Genomic DNA, 20,378 nt, shown 5'->3' with positions numbered 1-20,378 from the left:
CAATATTATTTAATGATTATTATGTATGCCGTTACATGTATTGTAAGACGGGTGCAAAAGTAAATAATAATTTTATAATTTGAAGTAAAAAATACAATTTATTTTATGGGTTTGCTGTTTTTTACTTTCTTCCCATTAATGTAATGGGTATTGAGTATAAGACTCGCACATATTGCCCCCTTTGTTTGGCCGGAATCCATCGCTCATAACTACTAATTACCCGAATAGCTTCTGCATCCAATGTTTCATTTAATGATTTTATAGTTTTTGGTTCTACAATTTGGCCGTCCTTATCTACAATAAAGGTGGTGAATATTTTTCCGTTTAATGATTCGTATTCTTTTGTAATATGGAAGTTTTTTCCAATGTGTTTGTAAAAGTCGTTTATTCCTCTCAGGGGTAATGGTCTACTTTCGAGTTCGGTATAATGATACGCTGTCCCATTTTTGTCCTTACTAACACCGGATACTAATTCGCCTTTTTTGTATGTTTCCGTATACGTTTTATCTTTGTTATATTGACCGGTCCATTCTCCATCCTTCATTCCGTTTTTGTACCAGCCTTTGTCAAAAAAGTTCTCTCCTTTGTTTTCGTATAGTCCCGTTCCGTCAATTATTAGGTGATTACCATCTACGTCCCAATATTGGTTCATTCGAAATTGATTACTGAAACCTTTTTTAGAATCAGCATATTCTCCTTCTGATTTTTTTTGACCATTCTCATGCCATTGGATTTCTTTTCCTGTTTTTCTAGATTTAAGGAAGTTATTAACGGTTTTTTTTTGACCGTTTTCATAGTAAAAGGTGAATTCGCCTTCTTTGCTACCATTATTTTTAGTTTTCGAATGTCCTTCCATCTGTAAAACGCCAGATTTGTAATAGTCTTTGATAAGGTATAATTCCGTTGAAGCATCATAATCTGCTACAATTCTATAGTATTTATAATTGCTTTCGGTAGATTCATGCCAAAGTGAGTCCAAGTAGATTTTGTTTTCAAATTTATCTTGGGCAAAAAAGAGCGTAGGAATAAACAGAAGTGCAAGTAATAATTTTTTCATATAGAAGGAATATAGGTGGGGTTTTAAGCGAAAAGTTGGGCTACCTGTACGTTTACAAATTCCAAAAAACGTTCATCATCAGCGGTAAAAGGATCAATTACGTGGCTGTCAATATCAATTTGTCCTATGTTTTTTCCGTCTACAAATAATGGAACTACAATTTCTGACTTTACTGTAAAACTGCAAGCGATGTAATTGTCTTGAGCTGCGACGTCTGGAACAACGAAGTTTGCATTTGATTCTGCTACCTGTCCGCAAATCCCTTTTCCAAACGGAATAACCGTATGATCTGTTTCTGCTCCTATATACGGGCCTAGGTGCAAAGTTTTGGTCTCGTGATTTGCAAAATAAAACCCAACCCAGTTGTAGTAATCAATATTCTCATTTAAAAGTGTGCAAATAGCCAAAAGTTTTTCGTCTCTTGTATGTGTAGCATCTGTCGTAATAGCGATTACTTTAGGTTCTAATTCCTGAAATGTCATATTTTTATGTTTTTTATACAAAAGTATTTAAACTCCATATTATAAATTACATAAATTTGTTAAAAAATCAGCTTTGAAATATTATCTCCTACAATATAAGCCCTTCCTATTGTTCTTATTGAAGTTTTTTTTGACCTACGGAATTTTAACCTTCTTGTATCAAGGCTATTTAAATAGTTTTGGGTTTGATAAAATTGATGGCATTACGCAGGCTGTTGGGCGCAACACAAAGCAACTTCTGGATCTTTTTGGAGCTCCTTTTTCATTCGATAAAAATGAAAACGAATCCTATTTGAGGCTGTTTTATGATGGAAAATATGTGGCCCGAATTATTGAAGGTTGCAATAGTGTGAGTGTTCTTATTCTTTTCGTTTCTTTTGTAGTGTCATTTTCGGGTACATTAAAAGCAACGCTTTTATTTCTCTTTGGCGGTGTTGCACTTATTTATATTCTAAATGCAGTACGTATTGCGGTACTCTGTGTGTTGCTGTTTTATTTCCCGGAGCAAGAAGCCTTTTTACATCGCATTTTTTTTCCGCTTTTTATATACGGGTTTGTGTTTCTACTATGGATACTGTGGATTTCTAATTTTTCAAAATATGCTAAAAAAAATACGCCAGTATAAATATAGAATCCTTTTGGGTGGTCTAGCTGTTTTTGCGCTAATCTTGATTCGTGTCTTTGAGAGGGTTTTGTTTTATGATCCCTTTCTACACTATTTTGAGTTGGAGTTCAATAGGATTCCATTACCAACTTACGATTCTTTTTCGTTGTTCCTTAGTCTCACGTTTAGGTACGTGCTCAATAGTGTTTTTTCTTTACTGCTTATCTATATCGTTTTTAAGGAGTGCACTATGATCAAATTTGCATTAGTATTGTACGCTGTTTTTTTTCTAGTTCTCATGATTAGTATGAGTGCAGTTTTACATTTTTATGAAACGGATGATAATTTTACACTTTTTTACATTCGTAGATTTTTAATACAGCCCATTTTTGTTTTGCTGTTTATCCCCGCATTTTACTACCAGCGACTTTCTGTAAAATAAAAAAGATACTATTTAAAACAACTTCTCATCGAAAAGTGATTTCAAATAGTATCTCAGTTTTAAAAAGAAAACCAATTCTTTTATTATTTGGGCGTGACCCGCAGAAAAAAGCGGGTCGGGCTCCCGACGCTTCGGGACGTTGCAAGTCCTCAACAAGTTCCGCTATCGCTACACTTGTTTGTGGGCTTTTCTCCCGACGCTTCGGGACTATCCCTCACGCAAAACGGCCCAGCGTATAATTAGTTTTTTGCCGTCCAAAAATGTCTTAAATCTAAAGTATAAGGATACTCAGGATTAATTAACTCAATTGGAGTATCATGTTTTAAGTCTGATTTTGATTCGACCAAAAATCTTGAAGTTGCAGTGCTGTTGGCAGGCGTTTCAAAATCTTTGTCTTGCATAGATGCTGGAGGTGTGTGTCCAAAATCCCAAAAACGACTCATTTTTCTAGACTCTGCTTCAAAACTGTTTACAGGCAAAGTGTCAAAACTACGACCACCAGGATGTGTTACAAAATAGGTACAACCACCAATCACTTTATTATTCCAAGTGTCAACAAGGTCAAAAACCAGTGGAACGTCGATGCCTATATTTGGATGTAAAGCAGATGGCGGATTCCATGATTTATAACGTATTCCGGCAACATATTCTCCTTTTGTCCCCGTACTTCTCAACGGAATTCTACATCCTTTACATAACAAAATATGTCGTTCGGGTACAATACCTGATACTTTTACTTGCAGCCTTTCCAATGATGAATCTACAAAACGGGAGGTTCCAGAACTTGATAGTTCTTCTCCTAATACATGCCAAGGTTCGATTCCGAGGCGTATTTCCAATTGAATATTGTCAATAGTTACGGTTCCATGGTGCGGGTATCTGAATTCGAAAAATGGATCAAACCACGAAATGTCAAAATTATATCCAGAATCTTTTAGGTCGTTAACCACATCAATCATATCCAAGTACGCAAAATGCGGTAATAAGAATTTGTCATGCAATTCAGTTCCCCAACGTATTAGTTTTTTCTCGTAAGGTTGTTTCCAAAATTTAGCTACCAAGGCACGGACTAATAAATTTTGTACCAAATTCATGTGCTTGTGCGGTGGCATGTCAAAGGCACGAAGCTCCAAAATCCCCAATCGTCCTGTAGAGGAATCTGGCGAATATAATTTGTCTATACAAAACTCAGTTCTGTGTGTGTTTCCTGTTATATCAGTTAGTAAGTTTCGGAATATTCGATCTACCATCCAATAAGGAACATCTTGTCCTTTCGGAATTTGTTCGAATGCGATTTCCATTTCGTACAATTTCTCATCACGGCCTTCATCAATACGAGGCGCTTGACTTGTTGGCCCAATAAAAGGTCCAGCAAATAAATAACTCAATACAGGATGGTGCTGCCAGTAGGTGATTAAACTTCGTAGCAAATCAGGTCTACGCAATAGCGGACTGTCTTCGGGTCTTTCTGCACCCAAGGTCACGTGGTTTCCTCCACCAGTACCGGTATGGCGACCGTCTACCATGAATTTGTCGGTACCCAAACGAGACAAAAAGGCTTCTTCATACAAAGCTGTTGTATTGTCTACAATTTCTTGCCATGTTTTTGCAGGGTGCACGTTGACTTCAATTACACCAGGATCTGGAGTTACCATCATTTTTTCCATGCGGTAATCTGATTTTGGTTGGTACCCTTCTATTCGAACAGGCATCTGTAATTTTTCTGCTGTATTTTCAATCGACGTGATTAAATCTACATAATCTTCTAGGTAGTCTGTTGGCGGAAGGAAGATGTAAATAATTCCGTCACGCTCTTCGATACAAATCGCAGTGATAAAAGTGTTTACCTCAATTGCAGGAGGACTTTTTTCTTTTTCTTTCTCTTTGGTTTCTTTTTTAGTTAAAATTAATTTAGCATTTTGAAACATCTTAATGATAGTTCCGTACCTTTTTTTAACTTTTTCATTGTAGTCACCTAATGGCGCTAAATCTTCAAACGGACTTCTGTCAACTACTGCTTCTCTAACATTTTTGGATGTTTGAGGTAAGGAGTCTAAGGGTAGTCGTAAACCAATTGGTGAGTTTCCGGGAATCAAAAAGCAATTCCCACGTCTGAATTCCCATGCACAACTTTCCCAGTTATCTGCAACATGATCTTTACGCAAAGGCAATACAAATCCAGAAGGATTATTTAAGCCTTTTTCAAGAGTTTTAGCTAGATTGTGTCGTTGAATTGAATCTTTTAGATCAACTTTTAACGGGTCCAAGTTGATTGGTAATTTACCTTCTTCAAGCGCCCAGTAAATTGGATCTTCATAAGTAGGAGTGATGTTTTGAGGGTCAATTCCTAAGTATTTTGTTAGTTCAGTAGCGAATTTTTCGGCATCGTGAAAAGTGTGATTAGATTCACCTTCTTTGGCAACCAAAGCATCATTGTTCCATAAAGGTAATCCGTCTTTTCTCCAGTACAATCCGTATTGCCAACGTGGAAAAAGTTCTCCTGGATACCATTTTCCTTGTCCAAAATGGAGTAAGCCACCAAAGGCAAAACGATGTTTTAGACGTAGTGCCAAATCATAAGCTAACTTTCTTTTTAATGGGCCGTCAGCGGCAGTATTCCACTCATCAGCTTCGTAATCATCAATAGATACAAAGGTAGGTTCGCCTCCCATTGTTAGTCGAACATCGCCTTCGATTAAGTCTTTTTCTACAACGTTTCCGACTTCCATGATGTCATTCCATTGACTGTCAGAATATGGTTTTGTAACTCTAGGATCTTCGTGTATGCGCGTAACTTTATTTTCAAAATCAAACGTTACTTCGCATTTTCCGGTCGCACCTGTTACTGGCGCTGCGCTCTCATAATGAGGTGTGCAACACAACGGAATATGACCTTCACTGGCAAAAAGTCCAGAGGTAGGATCTAGTCCAATCCATCCGGCTCCAGGTAAGTAAACTTCTACCCAAGCATGTAAATCGGTAAAATCAGTTTCGGGACCAGATGGGCCGTCAAGTGATTTTTGGTCGGGTGCTAGTTGAACTATATAACCAGATACAAAACGTGCGGCAAGGCCAAAATGGCGTAACACATGTATAAGTAACCATGCAAAGTCACGACAGGATCCACTCTTTTTACGTAGTGTTTCTTCGGGAGTTTGCACTCCAACTTCCATTCGTAAATTATAAGTAAGCTCTTTGTATACGGCTTGGTTTATTGCAACCAAAAAGTCGTTGGTTGGCATTGATTTGTTGGTCTTCAATTCTTCCATGAACTTCAAGAATATCGGACTCTCCTCAGACAATTGTCTGTATGCAGTAAGTTCTTGTTCTAATGTTTTGTCATAAGTAAACGGAAACTGCTCGGCATATTCTTCAACAAAAAAATCAAACGGATTGATGACTTGCAATTTTGCGATGACTTCAACCTCTACCTTTAATTCTTGCACAGGATCTGGAAAAACAACTCTCGCTTGGTAGTTTCCAAAAGGATCTTGTTGCCAATTGATAAAGTGGTTTTCGGGACTTATTTTAAAGGTGTAACCTTCTATTTGTGTTCTTGAATGTGCAGCTGGTCGAAGCCGAAAAACATGTGGAAATAATTTGACACTACGGTCAAATGTATAGGTTGTTTTATGTGAAATAGCAATTTTAACAGCCATAAATAAAGTGTTTTTGGTTTCTAAATTTTATTAAAAATACGGTTTTAATGTTGTAAGACAAAGAAAAAACAGTTATGAAAATAATAAATATCAAAATGATAATTTATTGTACTCAAAGTTGTTTATAATATAAATTTGTTTCGGCTTCAATACGATATGAAAAAATCTGTTCCCAATCCAATAATTTCTTTATGTGTATCTATTTGATGACATTCGATGGTCATGTTGGTGCAATATGCATTACCAAACAGGGTAGCTACAGCAATTTCTGAGCCATCTTTTCCATCTGCTATTTTGACCAATTGGTTCAATTCTGCGAGTTTGGTAGGGTCAAAGACAATCCATGTTTTGCCCAAATATGCCTCGAAACAAGCATGTATGTCAGGCGGAAATAAATTACTAGCATAACAGGTGAAATAGCGAGCAGGTATGTTCAAAGCACGGCAAAGCGCAATGCCCAAATGCGCAAAATCTTTGCAAACACCTTGCTTGCGGTTCAAGGTGTCATAAGCAGTTGTATTGGCATTGGAAGAACCACCAACATATTCAATGCTGTTATAAATCCATTCGTTTATTGCAGTCACTTTTTCTAAATCGGTAGTAAGATCGCCGAAAAGATGAAAAGCAAATTCCATTAATTTATCCGACGGACAATTACGAGTAGGAGTTAGAAACGGAATTATTTCGTTTTTTAAAGTAAATATTGAGGTGTTTTTGGATACTTTTTTCTTGGGAATAAGAGTGTGCTGCATTGCAACATGGGCTTGATATTCGATTTTGAAAGGTTGGAAAGCGTTGGCTTGTAATTTGATAAAACGCGTTTTCGACCCCTTTAAACTAAATTCTTTGTAGGGTAGAGCAGGTGTTATTTGCAACGATTCTGAAAGTATGGATTGGTTTTGACTTTCATTTAATACTTGAATATTAAATATGAAGGTCGTGGGGCTATATACATCGTAATGAATTGTTGATTTAAGTGTGAATTCCATAAAGTAAAAGTACTAATATTGAGGATAATCGGGCCTGTTTTCTATAAAAAAAATGTAGATTTGTTGCTATTTTAAATTCCCAGAATGAGCACAGCACCATCTTTTTTAGATTCCTACAAAAAAACAATAAAGTCCTATGATGAAGTTATTGACAAAGCCGGACAAGTAAGACCTTATTGGGAAACACTTTTCAAAACCTTGGAAGAGGTAGGGATGGAGGAGTTAACCATTCGAAAAAAAGAAATTGTAGATAAGTTAAAGGAAAATGGAGTTACCTATAATGTATACGATTCTGAAAATGGATTGGTACGTCCTTGGAAATTAGACCCTATTCCGTTTGTATTGCACCAATCTGAATGGAAAACAATTGAAAAAGGACTAATTCAGCGCGCAAAATTACTCGATTTAATTTACAAAGATATCTACGGAGAGCAGTTATTGATTAAAAATAATATCATTCCTGCCGACCTAGTATTTGATAACACGGGTTTTCTTAGGCCTTGTTTTGATATCAGTCAAAAAGATTTTCATCAACTTACTATTTTAGCTTGTGACATTGCACGTGGTCCCGACGGGAAAATGTGGTTGCTAGACAATAGGGTACAATCGCCATCGGGTACAGGATACGCTTTGGAGAATAGAATAGTGATGGCAAACATTTTTCCTAAGCTAAATAAAAATATCCACCGCAGTAAACTAGCACCCTTTTTTAATGAGTTGCAAAAAACAGTTGGTAAATTTGGTAGTAATTCTGAAAATCCAAACGTTGTGTTTTTATCTCCTGGAGAAGGGAATGAAACCTATTTTGAGCACGTTTATTTGTCGTCCTATTTGGGTTATACACTTGTAGAAGGTAGTGACTTGCTTGTGCGTGAAGGCTATGTGTGGTTGAAAACGATTGATCAATTGGAACGTGTTGATGTCATCATTAAACGAGTTGATGATGTGTGGTGTGATCCATTAGAACTTAATAGCAACTCGTTACTCGGAATTCCGGGATTGTTGCAGGTGATGCGTTTGGGTAATGTGACGGTTATTAATCCTCCAGGACTTGCTGTTCTAGAAAATCATGGTTTGATGGCTTTTATACAAAATGCCTCTAAATTTTTGTTGAAGGAACCATTGATTATGAACTCTACCGCTACTTGGTGGTGTGGACAAACGAAAGAACTAAATTATGTTTTGAATAATTTACCAAAATTAATTATCAAAAAAACAAACCGAAACCTAGGAGTAAAATCTATATATGGTCGAAAGTTAAACGAAAAAGAATTAGCAGCCCTTAAAGCGACCATCATCAAGAATCCAAAAGAATATGTGGCGCAAGAAGAGGTGAGCTTGTCTACAACACCTTCTTTTGTAGATGGCGAAATTGTACCTAGACTGGCTGTAATTAGAGCTTTTTTGGTCTCTGACGGAAAAGAATATACAGTCATGCAAGGTGGTTTGACGCGTGGGTCTGTGATTGAAGATAAGTTTCAAATTTCAAATCAATTTGGTGGAATTTCAAAGGATACATGGATCATTAGTGATGAAGTCAAAGAAGTACAAGAAGTTGTTGAGTTGCAAGACCAAGTAATTGAAGTCAAAAAGGCGAGTCATGTTTCTAGAAATATAGCGTTAACAAGTCGTAATGCTGAAAATTTGTTTTGGGTAGGACGTTTGTCTGAAAGAACAATGGTATTGACTGGTTTCTTAAAAATAATTTTTAGCCGTTTAAATGAAAACGTAAGTGCGCGTGGAAAAAAACAACCTGAATTTTTGATTGTATTGTTAAAAGCACTGACGCATTTGACACAATCGTATCCCGGTTTTGTGGGCGAAGATGGTGAAGAAGATGAAACGGTGTTCGAAAAACCGTTGGCAGAATTGTTATCCCTAATTAAAGATGTCAAGAAGGAAGGGTCAGTTACTTATAATGTGCAGTCATTATTGTATTCTGTAAATCATATTAGCGAAAAATGGAACTACGATACCAAACGAATTATTAGTTTGATAGAAGATAGTTTAACGAGCTTAAAAGCAGTAGATGCCAAAAATATTAATCGAACAACACACAATTTGCAAAAATTGTACATACGATTAATGGCTTTTTACGGAAATACGTACGAAACATTTCCTAGAGAGAATGGGTTTTTCCTTTTCGAATCAGGTAAAAATATAGAGCGATTTTTGTCCCTCATTTCGGTGATTCAAACCTTGTTTTGCTTTAAACGTAGCGAAGAGGTAGAACAGCTTTTACTAGAGTCAGTATTAGAGAATCATAATTTGTTGGCGCAGTACAGAAGCATGTATAAATCCCAAATTAATTTGGTAACAGTGATTAATATGTTGTTTTTAGAAAAAAAATCACCTTATACTTTGGCCTTTATATTGGATACCTTATCCTATAATATTGCGCAATTGCCAAAGAAATCTGAATTGAATCAATTATCTGTTGCAGAAAAAAATGTGCTTGAAGCAAGTACAATTATTAAATTGATTGATCCCGAAGAGCTTGTTCAAGCTGATGAATCCAATTACAGAGAGGCATTGGATGAGACAATCAAAAAGGTCTCTACTTTGATCTCGTCTGTAACAAGCGGACTTTCTAGTTTGTATTTTAACCATTCTGTGATGCAAATTTCATTTTTAGACACAGAAAAAATTGACTCTGATGAAGTATAAATTAGTACATAAAACAACCTATACCTATGTAAATGCAGTGCACAATTACCAGTGTATCTTATGTTTGCATCCGGTGAATTCAGCTTCGCAAATATGTGAAGATTATAAACTAACGATTGAGCCCAAACCCCAAAATTTATATCCTAGAAAGGACTATTTTGGGAATACCAAATATTATTTTTCGATTCTTAATCCGCATAAGGTTTTGCAAGTTATATCCACAAGTATCGTAGAAGTGCTTCCTTCCGAATTATTGTTTGTAAGTGCGCTTACTTGTGATGAAGTGCTGCAATTATTTCGAACAAAATTAAATTTTAAAAACGAATTGTTGCAATACCAACTACCGAGTCCATTTATTTTTTGGGATGATGATATTAAAGCATTTGCCGAAACTTGTTTTGTATCCAAAGAGCCGTTCTATGAAGCTGTAACCAAATTGTCAGCAAAAATTTTCACTGATTTCGAATTCAAATCAGGAGCTACCAATTTGAATACGCCTTTGAAAACGGTCTTGAAAGAACGCAAGGGAGTATGCCAAGATTTTACCCATTTGATGATTGCTAGTTTGAGGAGTTTAGGCTTTGCTGCGCGCTATGTAAGTGGTTATTTGGAAACCTTACCTCCTAAGGGTAAAGTAAAATTACAAGGTTCAGACGCCTCACATGCATGGGTGTCTGTATATGTGCCTGATATGGGCTGGTGCGAGTTTGATCCTACCAACAATATTATTCCTGGAGAACGCCATATTGTTACGGCTTATGGTCGTGATTATGCTGATATTTCACCATTGAAAGGAATCATATTTAGTTCTGGTCAACACAAAGTCAAAGTTGAGGTTGATGTGATACCAATAGCCTAAGTTTTATTAACGATAAAATAAGGGATATTTTAAGTTAATAAAGTTCTAAAAATTAAGAATAAATTGTTGATAAAGTATTTTATACCTACTTTCACGGCATATATAGATGCAAACAAATAATAGATTATGAGTAGCTTTGATTGGAAAAATTTAATTGACCCACTTTTTTACATACATTTTGAAGTTAGTGGGATAAAAGTAGGCTTGTTTATTGTGCTCTTTATCATTTTTGCTGAGACTGGATTGTTTGCTGGTTTCTTTCTGCCGGGTGATAGTTTGCTTTTTTTGGCTGGAATCTATAATCGAGAATTGATTGAGAATATCTTACTAATTGAGAGCGATTTTTTGAATGTTTTTTTATTGTCAACTTTCGTAGCCATTGCCGGAATTTTGGGTAATATAATTGGATATTGGTTTGGATCCAAAAGCGGTTACTACTTATATAACAAAGAAGATAGTTTTTGGTTCAAAAAGAAATACTTGATTCAGTCTAAAGATTTCTTTGAGAAACATGGTGGTAGAGCGATTATTTTTGCTCGATTTTTACCAATTTTCAGAACTTTTGCACCTATCGTAGCAGGAATTGTTTCGATGGAAAAAAAGAAATTTATGTATTTTAATGTCGTAAGTTCTTTTTTATGGTCGTTTGCTTTGATTTTTGCAGGGCATTATTTGTATGGTTTCTTGCTTGATAACTATCAAATTGATTTAAAAAATCACATCGAAATGATTATTATAGGATTGGTTGTGGTAACATTATCTCCAGTTTTGATCAAGTTTGCCAAAAAATCACCAACAGTAGAATAATACATTAAATCTAAAATATTTTTAGATTCAGATAATAATAAAAAAAGGAAAGCTATTTGGCTTTCCTTTTTTGTTATGTATAGTTTTTGTTATGAATACACTACCGTATGGCCTATTGTTGTAGTGTAGGTACTTGACAAAAGTGTATCAACAAAAATCCATTCTGCTTTGACTGTGCTGCTAGTAAAGGTAGTTAGAATATAACCTTTTCTCGAAGCATCAAAATAGTTCAGGTCATCAATCAAGGTAGTCAAAGCACCTTCAAAAGCAGTTAAAGTCTCTTTGGACGGATTACCCAAGTATTCTTCAAATCCAGGAGAGCTAATGCCTGATGTAGCCAATTCGATTCCGATTTCAGTTTTATCTTGTTTGGTCAGTTTGCTACTCCATGCATTGTGTGTGTCACCTGCGAGTGTAATAATTTTTTTGTTACCAAAGGCAGTGTACATTGCTTCGCGATCTATAGGATAGCCATCCCAAGCATCTAGATTATAAGGTAGGACAGTGGTGACTCTCGCTTTTTCTTGTGCCGTCAAAGTAGGGTCGTTTTGCTTATATCGAACCTTTAATGTTACCAGTTCAGCTAAGGTTTTATTGAAATTTGGAGAACCAAAAGCAGTAAGCATTTCGGCAGGAACATACATTCTAGCCATCAAAACCTGCTGCCCCAATACTTGCCACTTGGCTGTGTTTGCATTTACAATTTGAGTAAGCCAATTGCGCTGTGTAGTCCCAAGCAATGCTCGATCTGGATTAGTGATGTCTTTTTGGTACTTAGCGCCATCAAAACCAGTTGCTGTGATGTAATTACCAATTTCCAATTGTTTGTCTCTACCAATAATGCGGGTGTCTAGCATTGTCAGGTTCACAAGGTTTCCTAAGTTGAAGTTTCTGTAGATTAGCGTTTGGTTATTTGGTTCTAATCTAGAGAAAGGTAGAAATTCACTATACGCTTGCAGAGCATTTTGTTTTCTAGTTTCATATGATCCTTCATCGGGTGTGTGGTTTTGAGCACCATCTTTATAGGAGTCGTTGGCTACTTCGTGATCGTCCCAAACGCAAATAAAAGGCTTTTTTTGATGTGCCAACTGAAGGTCTTTATCAGATCTATATTGTTTGTATCTTGTTCTGTAATCATCAAGTGTGATAATTTCATGCGCAGGTTGATGTGCTCGGTTTAGAGACGCATTTGCAGCATTTGCCCCATAACCACCAGCACCATATTCATAAAAATAGTCACCAAGATGAATAATCACATCGGCCTCTGACTTTGCCATGGCGTTGTAAACATTGAACAGTCCTGCTTGATAATTGGAGCAGGAGCAAACGGCTAGTTTTACTGTTGATGCGTTTTCTGGAAAAGTAATGGTTTCACCAATCACCGAGATTGCTTTGTCATCTTTGTTACTAAAACGATAGTACAATTTTTGATTGGCTTCCAAATCTGTTAATTCGATAGCAATAGTATTGTCTCTGCTTGCTGAGGTAGTTATGGTCCCACTTCTTAAAATGGTTTCAAATGTACTTTTTTTGGATACTTCCCAAAGGATTGATTTATTTGCGCTATTGTAACGCGTCCAAATGATCACTTTTGATTTTGTAGGGTCAAAACTTGCTACGCCTTGATCAAAATTTATAGGGGTGTAATCTGTAGCTATAATTGAGCTTCCTTTCTTCTCATTGTTGTCTGTGCAACTTATAAAATTGGGTGCAATAATAAGCGCTCCTGCTGCCCAAAAGGTATTTTGGAGAAATTGTCTTCTGCTATTTTTTGGTGTTTCCATTTTGCTGTCTAGATTTTTTTCAAAATTGCATAATTAAGCACAGCCGAAAGTTACTATAGTTTTACCATAACATCAACGAATGGTTTATGGTAATGTTCCCCTTTTTTATCTTGTTCGAAAGTAGGGTAATTAGATGAAAAAAAATCCCGATAACAACTTTGGTTGCATCGGGACTTAATTTTTATTCTGATTATTTTACAGGAATAGTTTGTATCTCTGAGATTACTTGACCGTCTTCTGCAATTCCTTCTACAAGGACCTTAATTTCTGTTTGGCCCGTTTTTGGGAAACGAAGTTCATAATTAGGGTTATCTTTTATTTCGATTGTAGGAGTCCAATTTAATGTTCCAAAGTAAAAATATTCTTTTTGTGATTCGAAAGTGGCATTTTTAAAATTGATGTTTTTTGCAAACCCTGTGGTTACAAGTAACGAAGTGTATTTGGCTCTAAAATAGTCATTTTTGTCAGCGCCTACTTTGAGGAATATTTTTATAGTTCCGGAAACACTTGCCGCTGTATCCGACGCACCTGACTTGTCAATGTAGATTTCGTCCACATCAGTTAAGTCTAAACTGTAGAGTAAATTGAAATCGGTTTGCTGCACATTGTCAATATAAACTGCAGGCGGATTATCAGAAAAAGCATCGCGCGTATTGCGTATGTATGCCGTGTTTTCTTCGGGGTCGATTCCGGTTCTAAAACCATTTCTGCCTATAAAGTCTAGAACATTTCCAAAATCGGTTTCATCCATTTTAAACGCGGTAGCATTCAAACTCATATCGCCTTTGTGAGCAAATATCTCTTTCTTAAAGTTATTTTGAACGGTAACTCCAGCCAAATCAACCGCTCCATCATCAAAGGCAGATTTAGAAAATGTAAAGGCATTTTCAGGCTTTTTTTCTACAGGACAATTATTTTTTTCGAAAGGGATAGGAAGGTGGAAATTCTGCTCGTCTGATGTTACTCGAGCTTCCATTTTGGTGAATTTCACCACGCTTTTTTCATTTATCATTTGAAGTAAAAACACGGTTGAATCCTGAGCAAAAAAGTGCTCAAACTTGAAGTTGCTATTCTTGTCGATCGGTGTTTCTTCAAAGACGCTGTTTTTTAAAGAAATAAGAGAAATTCTATAATTTGTGTTTCCTGTAGTGTTCTTCTCAACCGCCCCGCTAATAGTTACCCCCTTGTTGAAGGTATAGCCTGTCTTTGGTGGATTATTTTTGATATTCTCCCATAGGAATTTGCTTCTAGGTTGATTGAGCATCAATACGTCCATATCCTGCTTTTGGGTTGGATTATTTTGATCGAAATAGAGGTAGTTGTTGTTTTCTGGATGTTCCAGATAAGCATTGAGGAAGAAGCTTCCTGCAATAGATTTATTTTGTTCAAAATGTACATTGTCTTTGGGTAAAATACTGATGCTTACACTTGCATTTTTAGTATCTGTTTTCCCTAGAAGTAATATACTATCATTGGCAATGTTTTTGGCTTCAAGGGTTGTCACTGCTTTGTCTGTACGGTATTCATACAGTAACCTTTCAGCAATTTCATTTAGATTTTCATCTAATAAACGGATGCTGTTCACTCCATTCGAAATAAACTTTTTGTCAAATAATACTACTTGCTCAGTTTCATCGCCTGTGAAAGTTAGCTCTTTCTGAATCGAATTTCCATCTTGGTGGATCAAAATCGTATATTTTTTTCCCTTGTATATTTCTAGTCCTTTTGAATTAGTTTTTAAGGCTATAGCTAAAATATTTTTAGGTAAATTATTATTATAACTTAGTGCTAAGCCCGTTTCTGTAATTTTTGGAAGGGGTTGCGAAACAGATAATTTGTCGTTTTTAATTTTTAAAGTGTAGGTTTCCACAATGCTAGGTATAAAGTAAAAGCTTCCGTTTCCTACTGTGTTGGTATTGAAAGTTGTAATCTCATTCCCTTTAGAATCTAAAATTTGTATACCATCTGTTTGAATACCTTTTTTATTGCAGTCGGTTAGTTGTACGCCGACTCTATTATTGATGTCGTCTAGAATTATTCCACTTTCAGGAAAAAAAGTTACCTGGGCAGTTTTATAATTCGGATCGGTACTTTGTAAATTATAAGGTTCGTTCTTGTCAATAATTTCGATTTTCTGTGTAAAAGAGTCATCTTCATTAAAATTATTCATCCAGTTGGTATAAAAATGGAAGTGATAAATACCAGATTTAAATGTTTCTGTCAAATGTATACCGCCTGCAAAAGTACCTTTGTTAGTAAAAAGTAATTGTTTTAAAACAATTTTCTCCTGATCGTCATAAATCACCAATTGGATATTTGCAGTACCTAGATTTAATTTTCCGTTATTTTTACTCAGTACATAACCTTTAAAACCTATGTCTTCATTGTTTACGTAGGTGTTTTTGTTAAACTGTACATGAATATTTTCTCTGTCTAATCGAAAATAGTTTTCTATATAAGAATTGATTTTATCGGTGTTTGTTTTCGTTTGTGAAAAGGTAGACAAGAAGCACAGTAAACTTATGAAGGTGATTTTTAATCTCATGTTGAGAATTTGGTTTAGTTGGTTAAAAGATGACAATAGCTAGGTCTTAGTAAATTTAACTACAAATAAGTTCAATAATTGTTAACGAAATATTAATAGCGTTTTTAAATAGCTCACTTCTTATATCAAAGGTGACTAAAGTCAAACTATTAGACTTATAAAATTGTGAATGGTTTAATTTGAAAACAAAAAAATCCTGTGGCACACTTTTACCAAATTAATTAGTACATTCTCCAAACTTCGGGAATGAAGATCACCCTTAAATACCAGCAATTCAATCGCTAAAACAGTTTGGTTATTATTTATTCCTAAAACAAAAAACTACAACTTTTTTATGGTTGTAGTTTTGTTGCGTAAGTTTGAGGGCATAGACAAATGCCTGCGCTAACGTGGCTACAAACCTGCGCGATGGGGGTTAATCGTTTGTAGACAAGCCTGCGCGATCGGGATAATAAAATAAACTTCCTCAGTTGCAGTGGCTTTATATTTTGTTGACATTTTTATTTTAAAATTAAACAAAAAAGTTGTAACCGTTTTAATGATTACAACTTTCTTGTTACTTTGCTTGCTCAACTTTGTTGGCACAGGCAAATGCCTGCGCTAACGTTTAAAGACTAGCCTGCGCTATCGGACAACAATGCTTTTAAATATAATTAATTACAAGTAGAGGTGCCTAAATTTTGATTTGGTCTGTAAACACGAATCCAGTCTATGTACATCTTAGTTCTTGCGCCATTGGTAATGTTCTGGTTGTAAAACTCATTCACGTCAGCAAATCGCCATGTTTGTGCTGCTTGACTAATAATCATATGCAAAGCTTTTTTCATTCCTGAACAATCTGTGTAGCCGTTCGGGTCAATATCGGTGCCTGTTACGGTTCTTACTTTTACTCCATCTACATAATATTCTAGATTAGTAGCATCAACCCATTTTACCCCAAAAATATGGAAATCGGTATTCCATTTTACATCATCAGTAGCATTGCAACCCGTCCCTGTTTTTCTTATCATCCAGGTCTCTAATTGGGGTTGATAATCTTTTCTAATACCTGCAATATCTTTAAAAGTATGATGGCTTAAATGTAATTTATCTCCAAAATATGGTTTTGACCCTAATTTATCTCCATAAGATTCAAGGTTGTCAATTTCTTCTCTAGAATCAGTACTTAACATCCACACGGCATTGGCTAAGTGAGAATCACTTATTCTTACTCTGGCCTCTTGGTAAAGTGGGAATGTTGCTTTAGCTTTAGATGTAACCATTCCGCATTCTAAGGTATTCCCCACCTTTGTTGCTTGAAGAATTATACATTTTTCTCCAGTTGGTGCTGTTCCAAGTGAAGACCCACTAGCGACCCATTTTGTTGGTGCTGGTCCTGTCCAACTATTAATGTAAGAGTCTTTCCAGTCTGTTGTAAACGCAGGATCAGTTTTGCTTGAATAATTAAATTCGTTCGAGAGCTCAGGTATTAAAACCCAAGTGCCCATGCCGTTTTGGGAACGATTTAACGCTTTGGAGTTGTTGTTGGTAATTGCGATAAATAAATTAGCGTCTGCAGGTTTAGGACAATTTGTAGAAAGAATGGATTTGTTGGTAAGGTTTTGAGAAATTAAATTGTCGTCAAATATTGACGCTGATTCCAATAATGTGCTTTCTTCCTTATTAGTACAGCTTAGTATTAAGCTGGATAAAGCGATAAAAGATAATAATGTTGCCTTCATAAAATAAATATGGTTTTGATTATTTAATGAAGCAAATTAAGAGAATAAATTACTTTTTTGTCGTTTTTTTGACTAGACAAAAACTGTACTTGTGGAGGTTGTTGTATATATTTGTTTTGGAAATCTTTGGTTTTATAGGGGTAAAATAGACAGAATTCTTTATTCGTCTAGATTGTGATTAATTCAGGATGTAGTTTTTTGGATTTTTTTTTGAACATTAAAATTTCGTTTTGTTAAATTCAAAAGTAATTTGGCATTAAAGGATTTAATATATTGATGGGAAAAAAGTAAGTAGTTATTTGTAAATATAAATAGGCATCCTTAATAGATGGGTAAAGAATCCTGATCGCGCATACTTACCACATTAGTTAGCGCAGGTATTTACCTGTGCCCGTTCCAATAGTAACCCAAAAACAATCAATTTTTAGTCATTTCTTATTTTTAAAAACAAAGAAAGCTGTAACCGTTTTAATGATTACAACTTTCTTTTTACTTTGCTTGCTCAACTTTGTCGGCACAGGCAAATGCCTGGGCTAACGATAGAAGATAAGCCTGCGCGATCGGGTAATCTGAAACTCAAAAAAGCACAAGTAGCATTATGCTTTTTAGTAAATTAAAATATTTCTATTCATGTATTGAAAGGATTCATTTGCCTAGAAAAATAGTTTAGTTAGAAAACAAAAAAAAATCCGTTCAAATAAATGAACGGATTTTTAAGTTTTATATTGAAGTAAGTATTACATCATTCCAGGCATACCTCCACCACCATGAGAGTGAGCAGGACCTTCTTCTTTAATATCGATTAAAGCACATTCTGTAGTCAAGATCATTCCAGAAACAGAGGCAGCATTTTCTAATGCTACACGAGTTACTTTCTTAGGATCAATGATTCCAGCTGCAAGCATGTCAACATATTCATTTGTTTTTGCATTGTATCCAAAATCTCCAGATCCTTCAGCTACTTTTGCAACAACAACAGATCCTTCAAGACCAGCGTTTTCAACAATAGTTCTCAAAGGTGCTTCAATAGCACGAGAGATAATTTGAATTCCTGTAGCTTCATCAGCATTCTCAGCAGTAATATCTTTTAAAGCATTTTTTGCTCTCAATAAAGCAACACCACCACCTGCAACAATTCCTTCTTCTACAGCGGCACGAGTTGCGTGTAATGCATCATCAACACGGTCTTTTTTCTCTTTCATTTCAACTTCAGAGGCAGCACCTACATAAAGAACAGCAACACCACCAGCTAATTTAGCCAAACGCTCTTGTAATTTTTCTTTGTCATAGTCAGAAGTCGAAGCTTCCATTTGACCTTTGATTTGGTTTACTCTGTTTTTAATCATATCTGCTTCACCAGCACCACTTACAACAGTTGTGTTGTCTTTGTTGATAGTTACTTTTGCAGCAGTACCCAACATTTCAAGTGTTGTGTTTTCAAGGTTGTATCCTCTTTCTTCAGAGATTACAGTTCCGCCAGTTAAGATAGCGATATCTTCTAACATTGCTTTTCTTCTGTCTCCAAAACCAGGTGCTTTTACAGCAGCGATTTTCAAGGCTCCACGCAATTTGTTCACTACCAAAGTAGAAAGTGCTTCACCATCTACATCTTCAGCAATGATCAATAATGGTTTTCCTGATTGAGCAACTGGCTCCAATACTGGCAATAATTCTTTTAGAGAAGAAACTTTTTTGTCATACAAAAGGATGTATGGGTTTTCAAGTTCTACTTCCATTTTTTCAGAATTAGTTACGAAGTAAGGAGAAAGGTATCCTCTGTCAAACTGCATTCCTTCTACAACATCCACATACGTTTCTGTTCCTTTAGCCTCTTCAACAGTAATTACACCTTCTTTTCCAACTTTTGCGAAAGCAGTAGCGATTAATTCACCAATTACTTCGTCATTGTTAGCAGAAATAGAAGCGATTTGTTTGATTTTATCTGAATCAGAACCAACAACTTTAGCTTGTTTCGCCAAATCACCTACGATTGCTTCAACAGCTTTGTCAATTCCTCTTTTTAAGTCCATTGGGTTTGCACCTGCAGCAACGTTTTTCAAACCTTCTTTTACGATTGCTTGCGCCAATACGGTTGCAGTTGTTGTTCCATCTCCGGCTAAGTCGTTAGTTTTTGATGCTACTTCTTTTACCATTTGAGCTCCCATATTTTCCAATGGGTCTTTCAATTCGATTTCTTTAGCTACCGAAACACCATCTTTAGTCACTGTAGGACCTCCAAATGATTTTCCAATAATTACGTTACGACCTTTTGGTCCCAAAGTTACTTTTACTGCATTTGCCAATGCATCAACTCCACGTTTTAGTCCGTCACGTGCTTCAATATCAAATTTTATATCTTTTGCCATTTTGTTAAGTTTTCCCCACCCCAACCCTCCCCAAAGGGAAGGGAGCCGAGGTGGATATGTGTTTGTAAATATTTTATTTATTCCAGTCTCCTCCCCTACGGGGAGGTTGGGAGGGGATTTTAGATTATCGCAAGAATATCATCTTCTCTCATGATCAAATAGTCAGTACCTTCAAGTTTAAGTTCGGTACCTGCATATTTTCCGTAAAGTACAGTATCACCAATTTTTACAGTCATTGTGTGGTCTTTTGTACCATTTCCAACAGCAACAACAGTTCCTTTTTGTGGTTTTTCTTTGGCAGTATCTGGAATAAAAATTCCTGACGCAGTTTTTGTTTCAGCTGCTACTGGCTCAATAAGAACTCTGTCTGAAAGTGGTTTAATGTTTAATGCCATG

Annotated in this window: 14 protein-coding genes; 5 read left to right on the top strand and 9 right to left on the bottom strand. The window is 35.8% G+C overall.

Going from position 1 to position 20,378, the window contains the following annotated elements; genetic code table 11:
• Nucleotides 1–121 precede the first annotated feature (121 nt).
• Complete coding sequence (locus FFWV33_RS00855) at nt 122–1,057, bottom strand: energy transducer TonB (protein ID WP_108739140.1); 936 nt, start codon at nt 1,055–1,057, stop codon at nt 122–124.
• 23 nt (nt 1,058–1,080) lie between these two features.
• Nucleotides 1,081–1,539 (bottom strand): GAF domain-containing protein, encoded by a 459-nt coding sequence (locus FFWV33_RS00850; protein WP_108739139.1) that lies wholly within the window; start codon nt 1,537–1,539, stop codon nt 1,081–1,083.
• A 73-nt stretch (nt 1,540–1,612) separates the two neighbouring features.
• Here FFWV33_RS00850 and xrtF point away from each other — a divergent pair, with 73 nt between their 5' ends.
• Together xrtF and FFWV33_RS00840 are read left to right on the top strand one after the other, a co-directional pair.
• Nucleotides 1,613–2,164 carry an exosortase family protein XrtF gene (xrtF, locus tag FFWV33_RS00845; protein ID WP_108739138.1) on the top strand — a complete coding sequence of 184 codons (552 nt, stop codon included), beginning with the start codon at nt 1,613–1,615 and terminating at the stop codon, nt 2,162–2,164.
• Complete coding sequence (locus tag FFWV33_RS00840; protein ID WP_108739137.1) at nt 2,139–2,585, top strand: exosortase F system-associated membrane protein; 447 nt, start codon at nt 2,139–2,141, stop codon at nt 2,583–2,585. Before xrtF ends, FFWV33_RS00840 begins: the two co-directional genes overlap by 26 nt.
• A 239-nt stretch (nt 2,586–2,824) precedes the next feature.
• On the opposite strand, the gene FFWV33_RS00835 is transcribed toward FFWV33_RS00840, so the two are convergent.
• Nucleotides 2,825–6,244 (bottom strand): transglutaminase family protein, encoded by a 3,420-nt coding sequence (locus FFWV33_RS00835; RefSeq protein WP_108739136.1) that lies wholly within the window; start codon nt 6,242–6,244, stop codon nt 2,825–2,827.
• A gap of 146 nt (nt 6,245–6,390) precedes the next feature.
• The gene (locus tag FFWV33_RS00830; protein ID WP_108739135.1) at nt 6,391–7,233 is read right to left on the bottom strand and encodes a transglutaminase-like domain-containing protein; all 843 of its coding nucleotides are present in this window, start codon (nt 7,231–7,233) and stop codon (nt 6,391–6,393) included.
• 84 nt (nt 7,234–7,317) lie between these two features.
• On the opposite strand from FFWV33_RS00830, the gene FFWV33_RS00825 reads away from it, so the two are divergent.
• From FFWV33_RS00825 to FFWV33_RS00815, 3 genes are all read left to right on the top strand, one after another.
• Nucleotides 7,318–9,900 (top strand): circularly permuted type 2 ATP-grasp protein, encoded by a 2,583-nt coding sequence (locus FFWV33_RS00825; protein WP_108739134.1) that lies wholly within the window; start codon nt 7,318–7,320, stop codon nt 9,898–9,900.
• On the top strand, nt 9,890–10,759 hold the full coding sequence (locus FFWV33_RS00820; RefSeq protein ID WP_108739133.1) for a transglutaminase family protein: 870 nt from the start codon (nt 9,890–9,892) through the stop codon (nt 10,757–10,759). Before FFWV33_RS00825 ends, FFWV33_RS00820 begins: the two co-directional genes overlap by 11 nt.
• Nucleotides 10,760–10,885: 126 nt before the next feature.
• The gene (locus tag FFWV33_RS00815; RefSeq protein WP_108739132.1) at nt 10,886–11,566 is read left to right on the top strand and encodes a DedA family protein; all 681 of its coding nucleotides are present in this window, start codon (nt 10,886–10,888) and stop codon (nt 11,564–11,566) included.
• An 89-nt stretch (nt 11,567–11,655) separates the two neighbouring features.
• Here the strand turns inward: FFWV33_RS00815 and FFWV33_RS00810 are convergent, their stop codons facing one another.
• The 5 genes from FFWV33_RS00810 to FFWV33_RS00785 all read right to left on the bottom strand — a co-directional run bounded on the left by FFWV33_RS00810 (nt 11,656) and on the right by FFWV33_RS00785 (nt 20,377).
• A complete protein-coding gene (locus FFWV33_RS00810; protein WP_108739131.1) occupies nt 11,656–13,350 on the bottom strand; it encodes an alkaline phosphatase D family protein in 1,695 nt (564 codons plus the stop codon).
• A gap of 190 nt (nt 13,351–13,540) precedes the next feature.
• Nucleotides 13,541–15,895: a hypothetical protein gene (locus FFWV33_RS00805; protein WP_108739130.1), complete on the bottom strand. Its 2,355-nt coding sequence runs from the start codon at nt 15,893–15,895 to the stop codon at nt 13,541–13,543.
• 653 nt (nt 15,896–16,548) lie between these two features.
• Complete coding sequence (locus FFWV33_RS00795; RefSeq protein WP_108739128.1) at nt 16,549–17,616, bottom strand: family 16 glycosylhydrolase; 1,068 nt, start codon at nt 17,614–17,616, stop codon at nt 16,549–16,551.
• A 737-nt stretch (nt 17,617–18,353) separates the two neighbouring features.
• Nucleotides 18,354–19,982 carry a chaperonin GroEL gene (groL, locus tag FFWV33_RS00790; RefSeq protein WP_108739127.1) on the bottom strand — a complete coding sequence of 543 codons (1,629 nt, stop codon included), beginning with the start codon at nt 19,980–19,982 and terminating at the stop codon, nt 18,354–18,356.
• Nucleotides 19,983–20,101: 119 nt separating this feature from the next.
• Nucleotides 20,102–20,377: a co-chaperone GroES gene (locus FFWV33_RS00785; protein WP_073241214.1), complete on the bottom strand. Its 276-nt coding sequence runs from the start codon at nt 20,375–20,377 to the stop codon at nt 20,102–20,104.
• Nucleotide 20,378 lies beyond the last annotated feature (1 nt).

Origin of the sequence: Flavobacterium faecale, from assembly GCF_003076455.1 — a bacterium.
GTDB classification, from domain to species: domain Bacteria; phylum Bacteroidota; class Bacteroidia; order Flavobacteriales; family Flavobacteriaceae; genus Flavobacterium; species Flavobacterium faecale.
The sequence above is the reverse complement of the archived record's forward strand: the minus strand, read 5'-3'. Positions and strand labels throughout refer to the sequence as shown.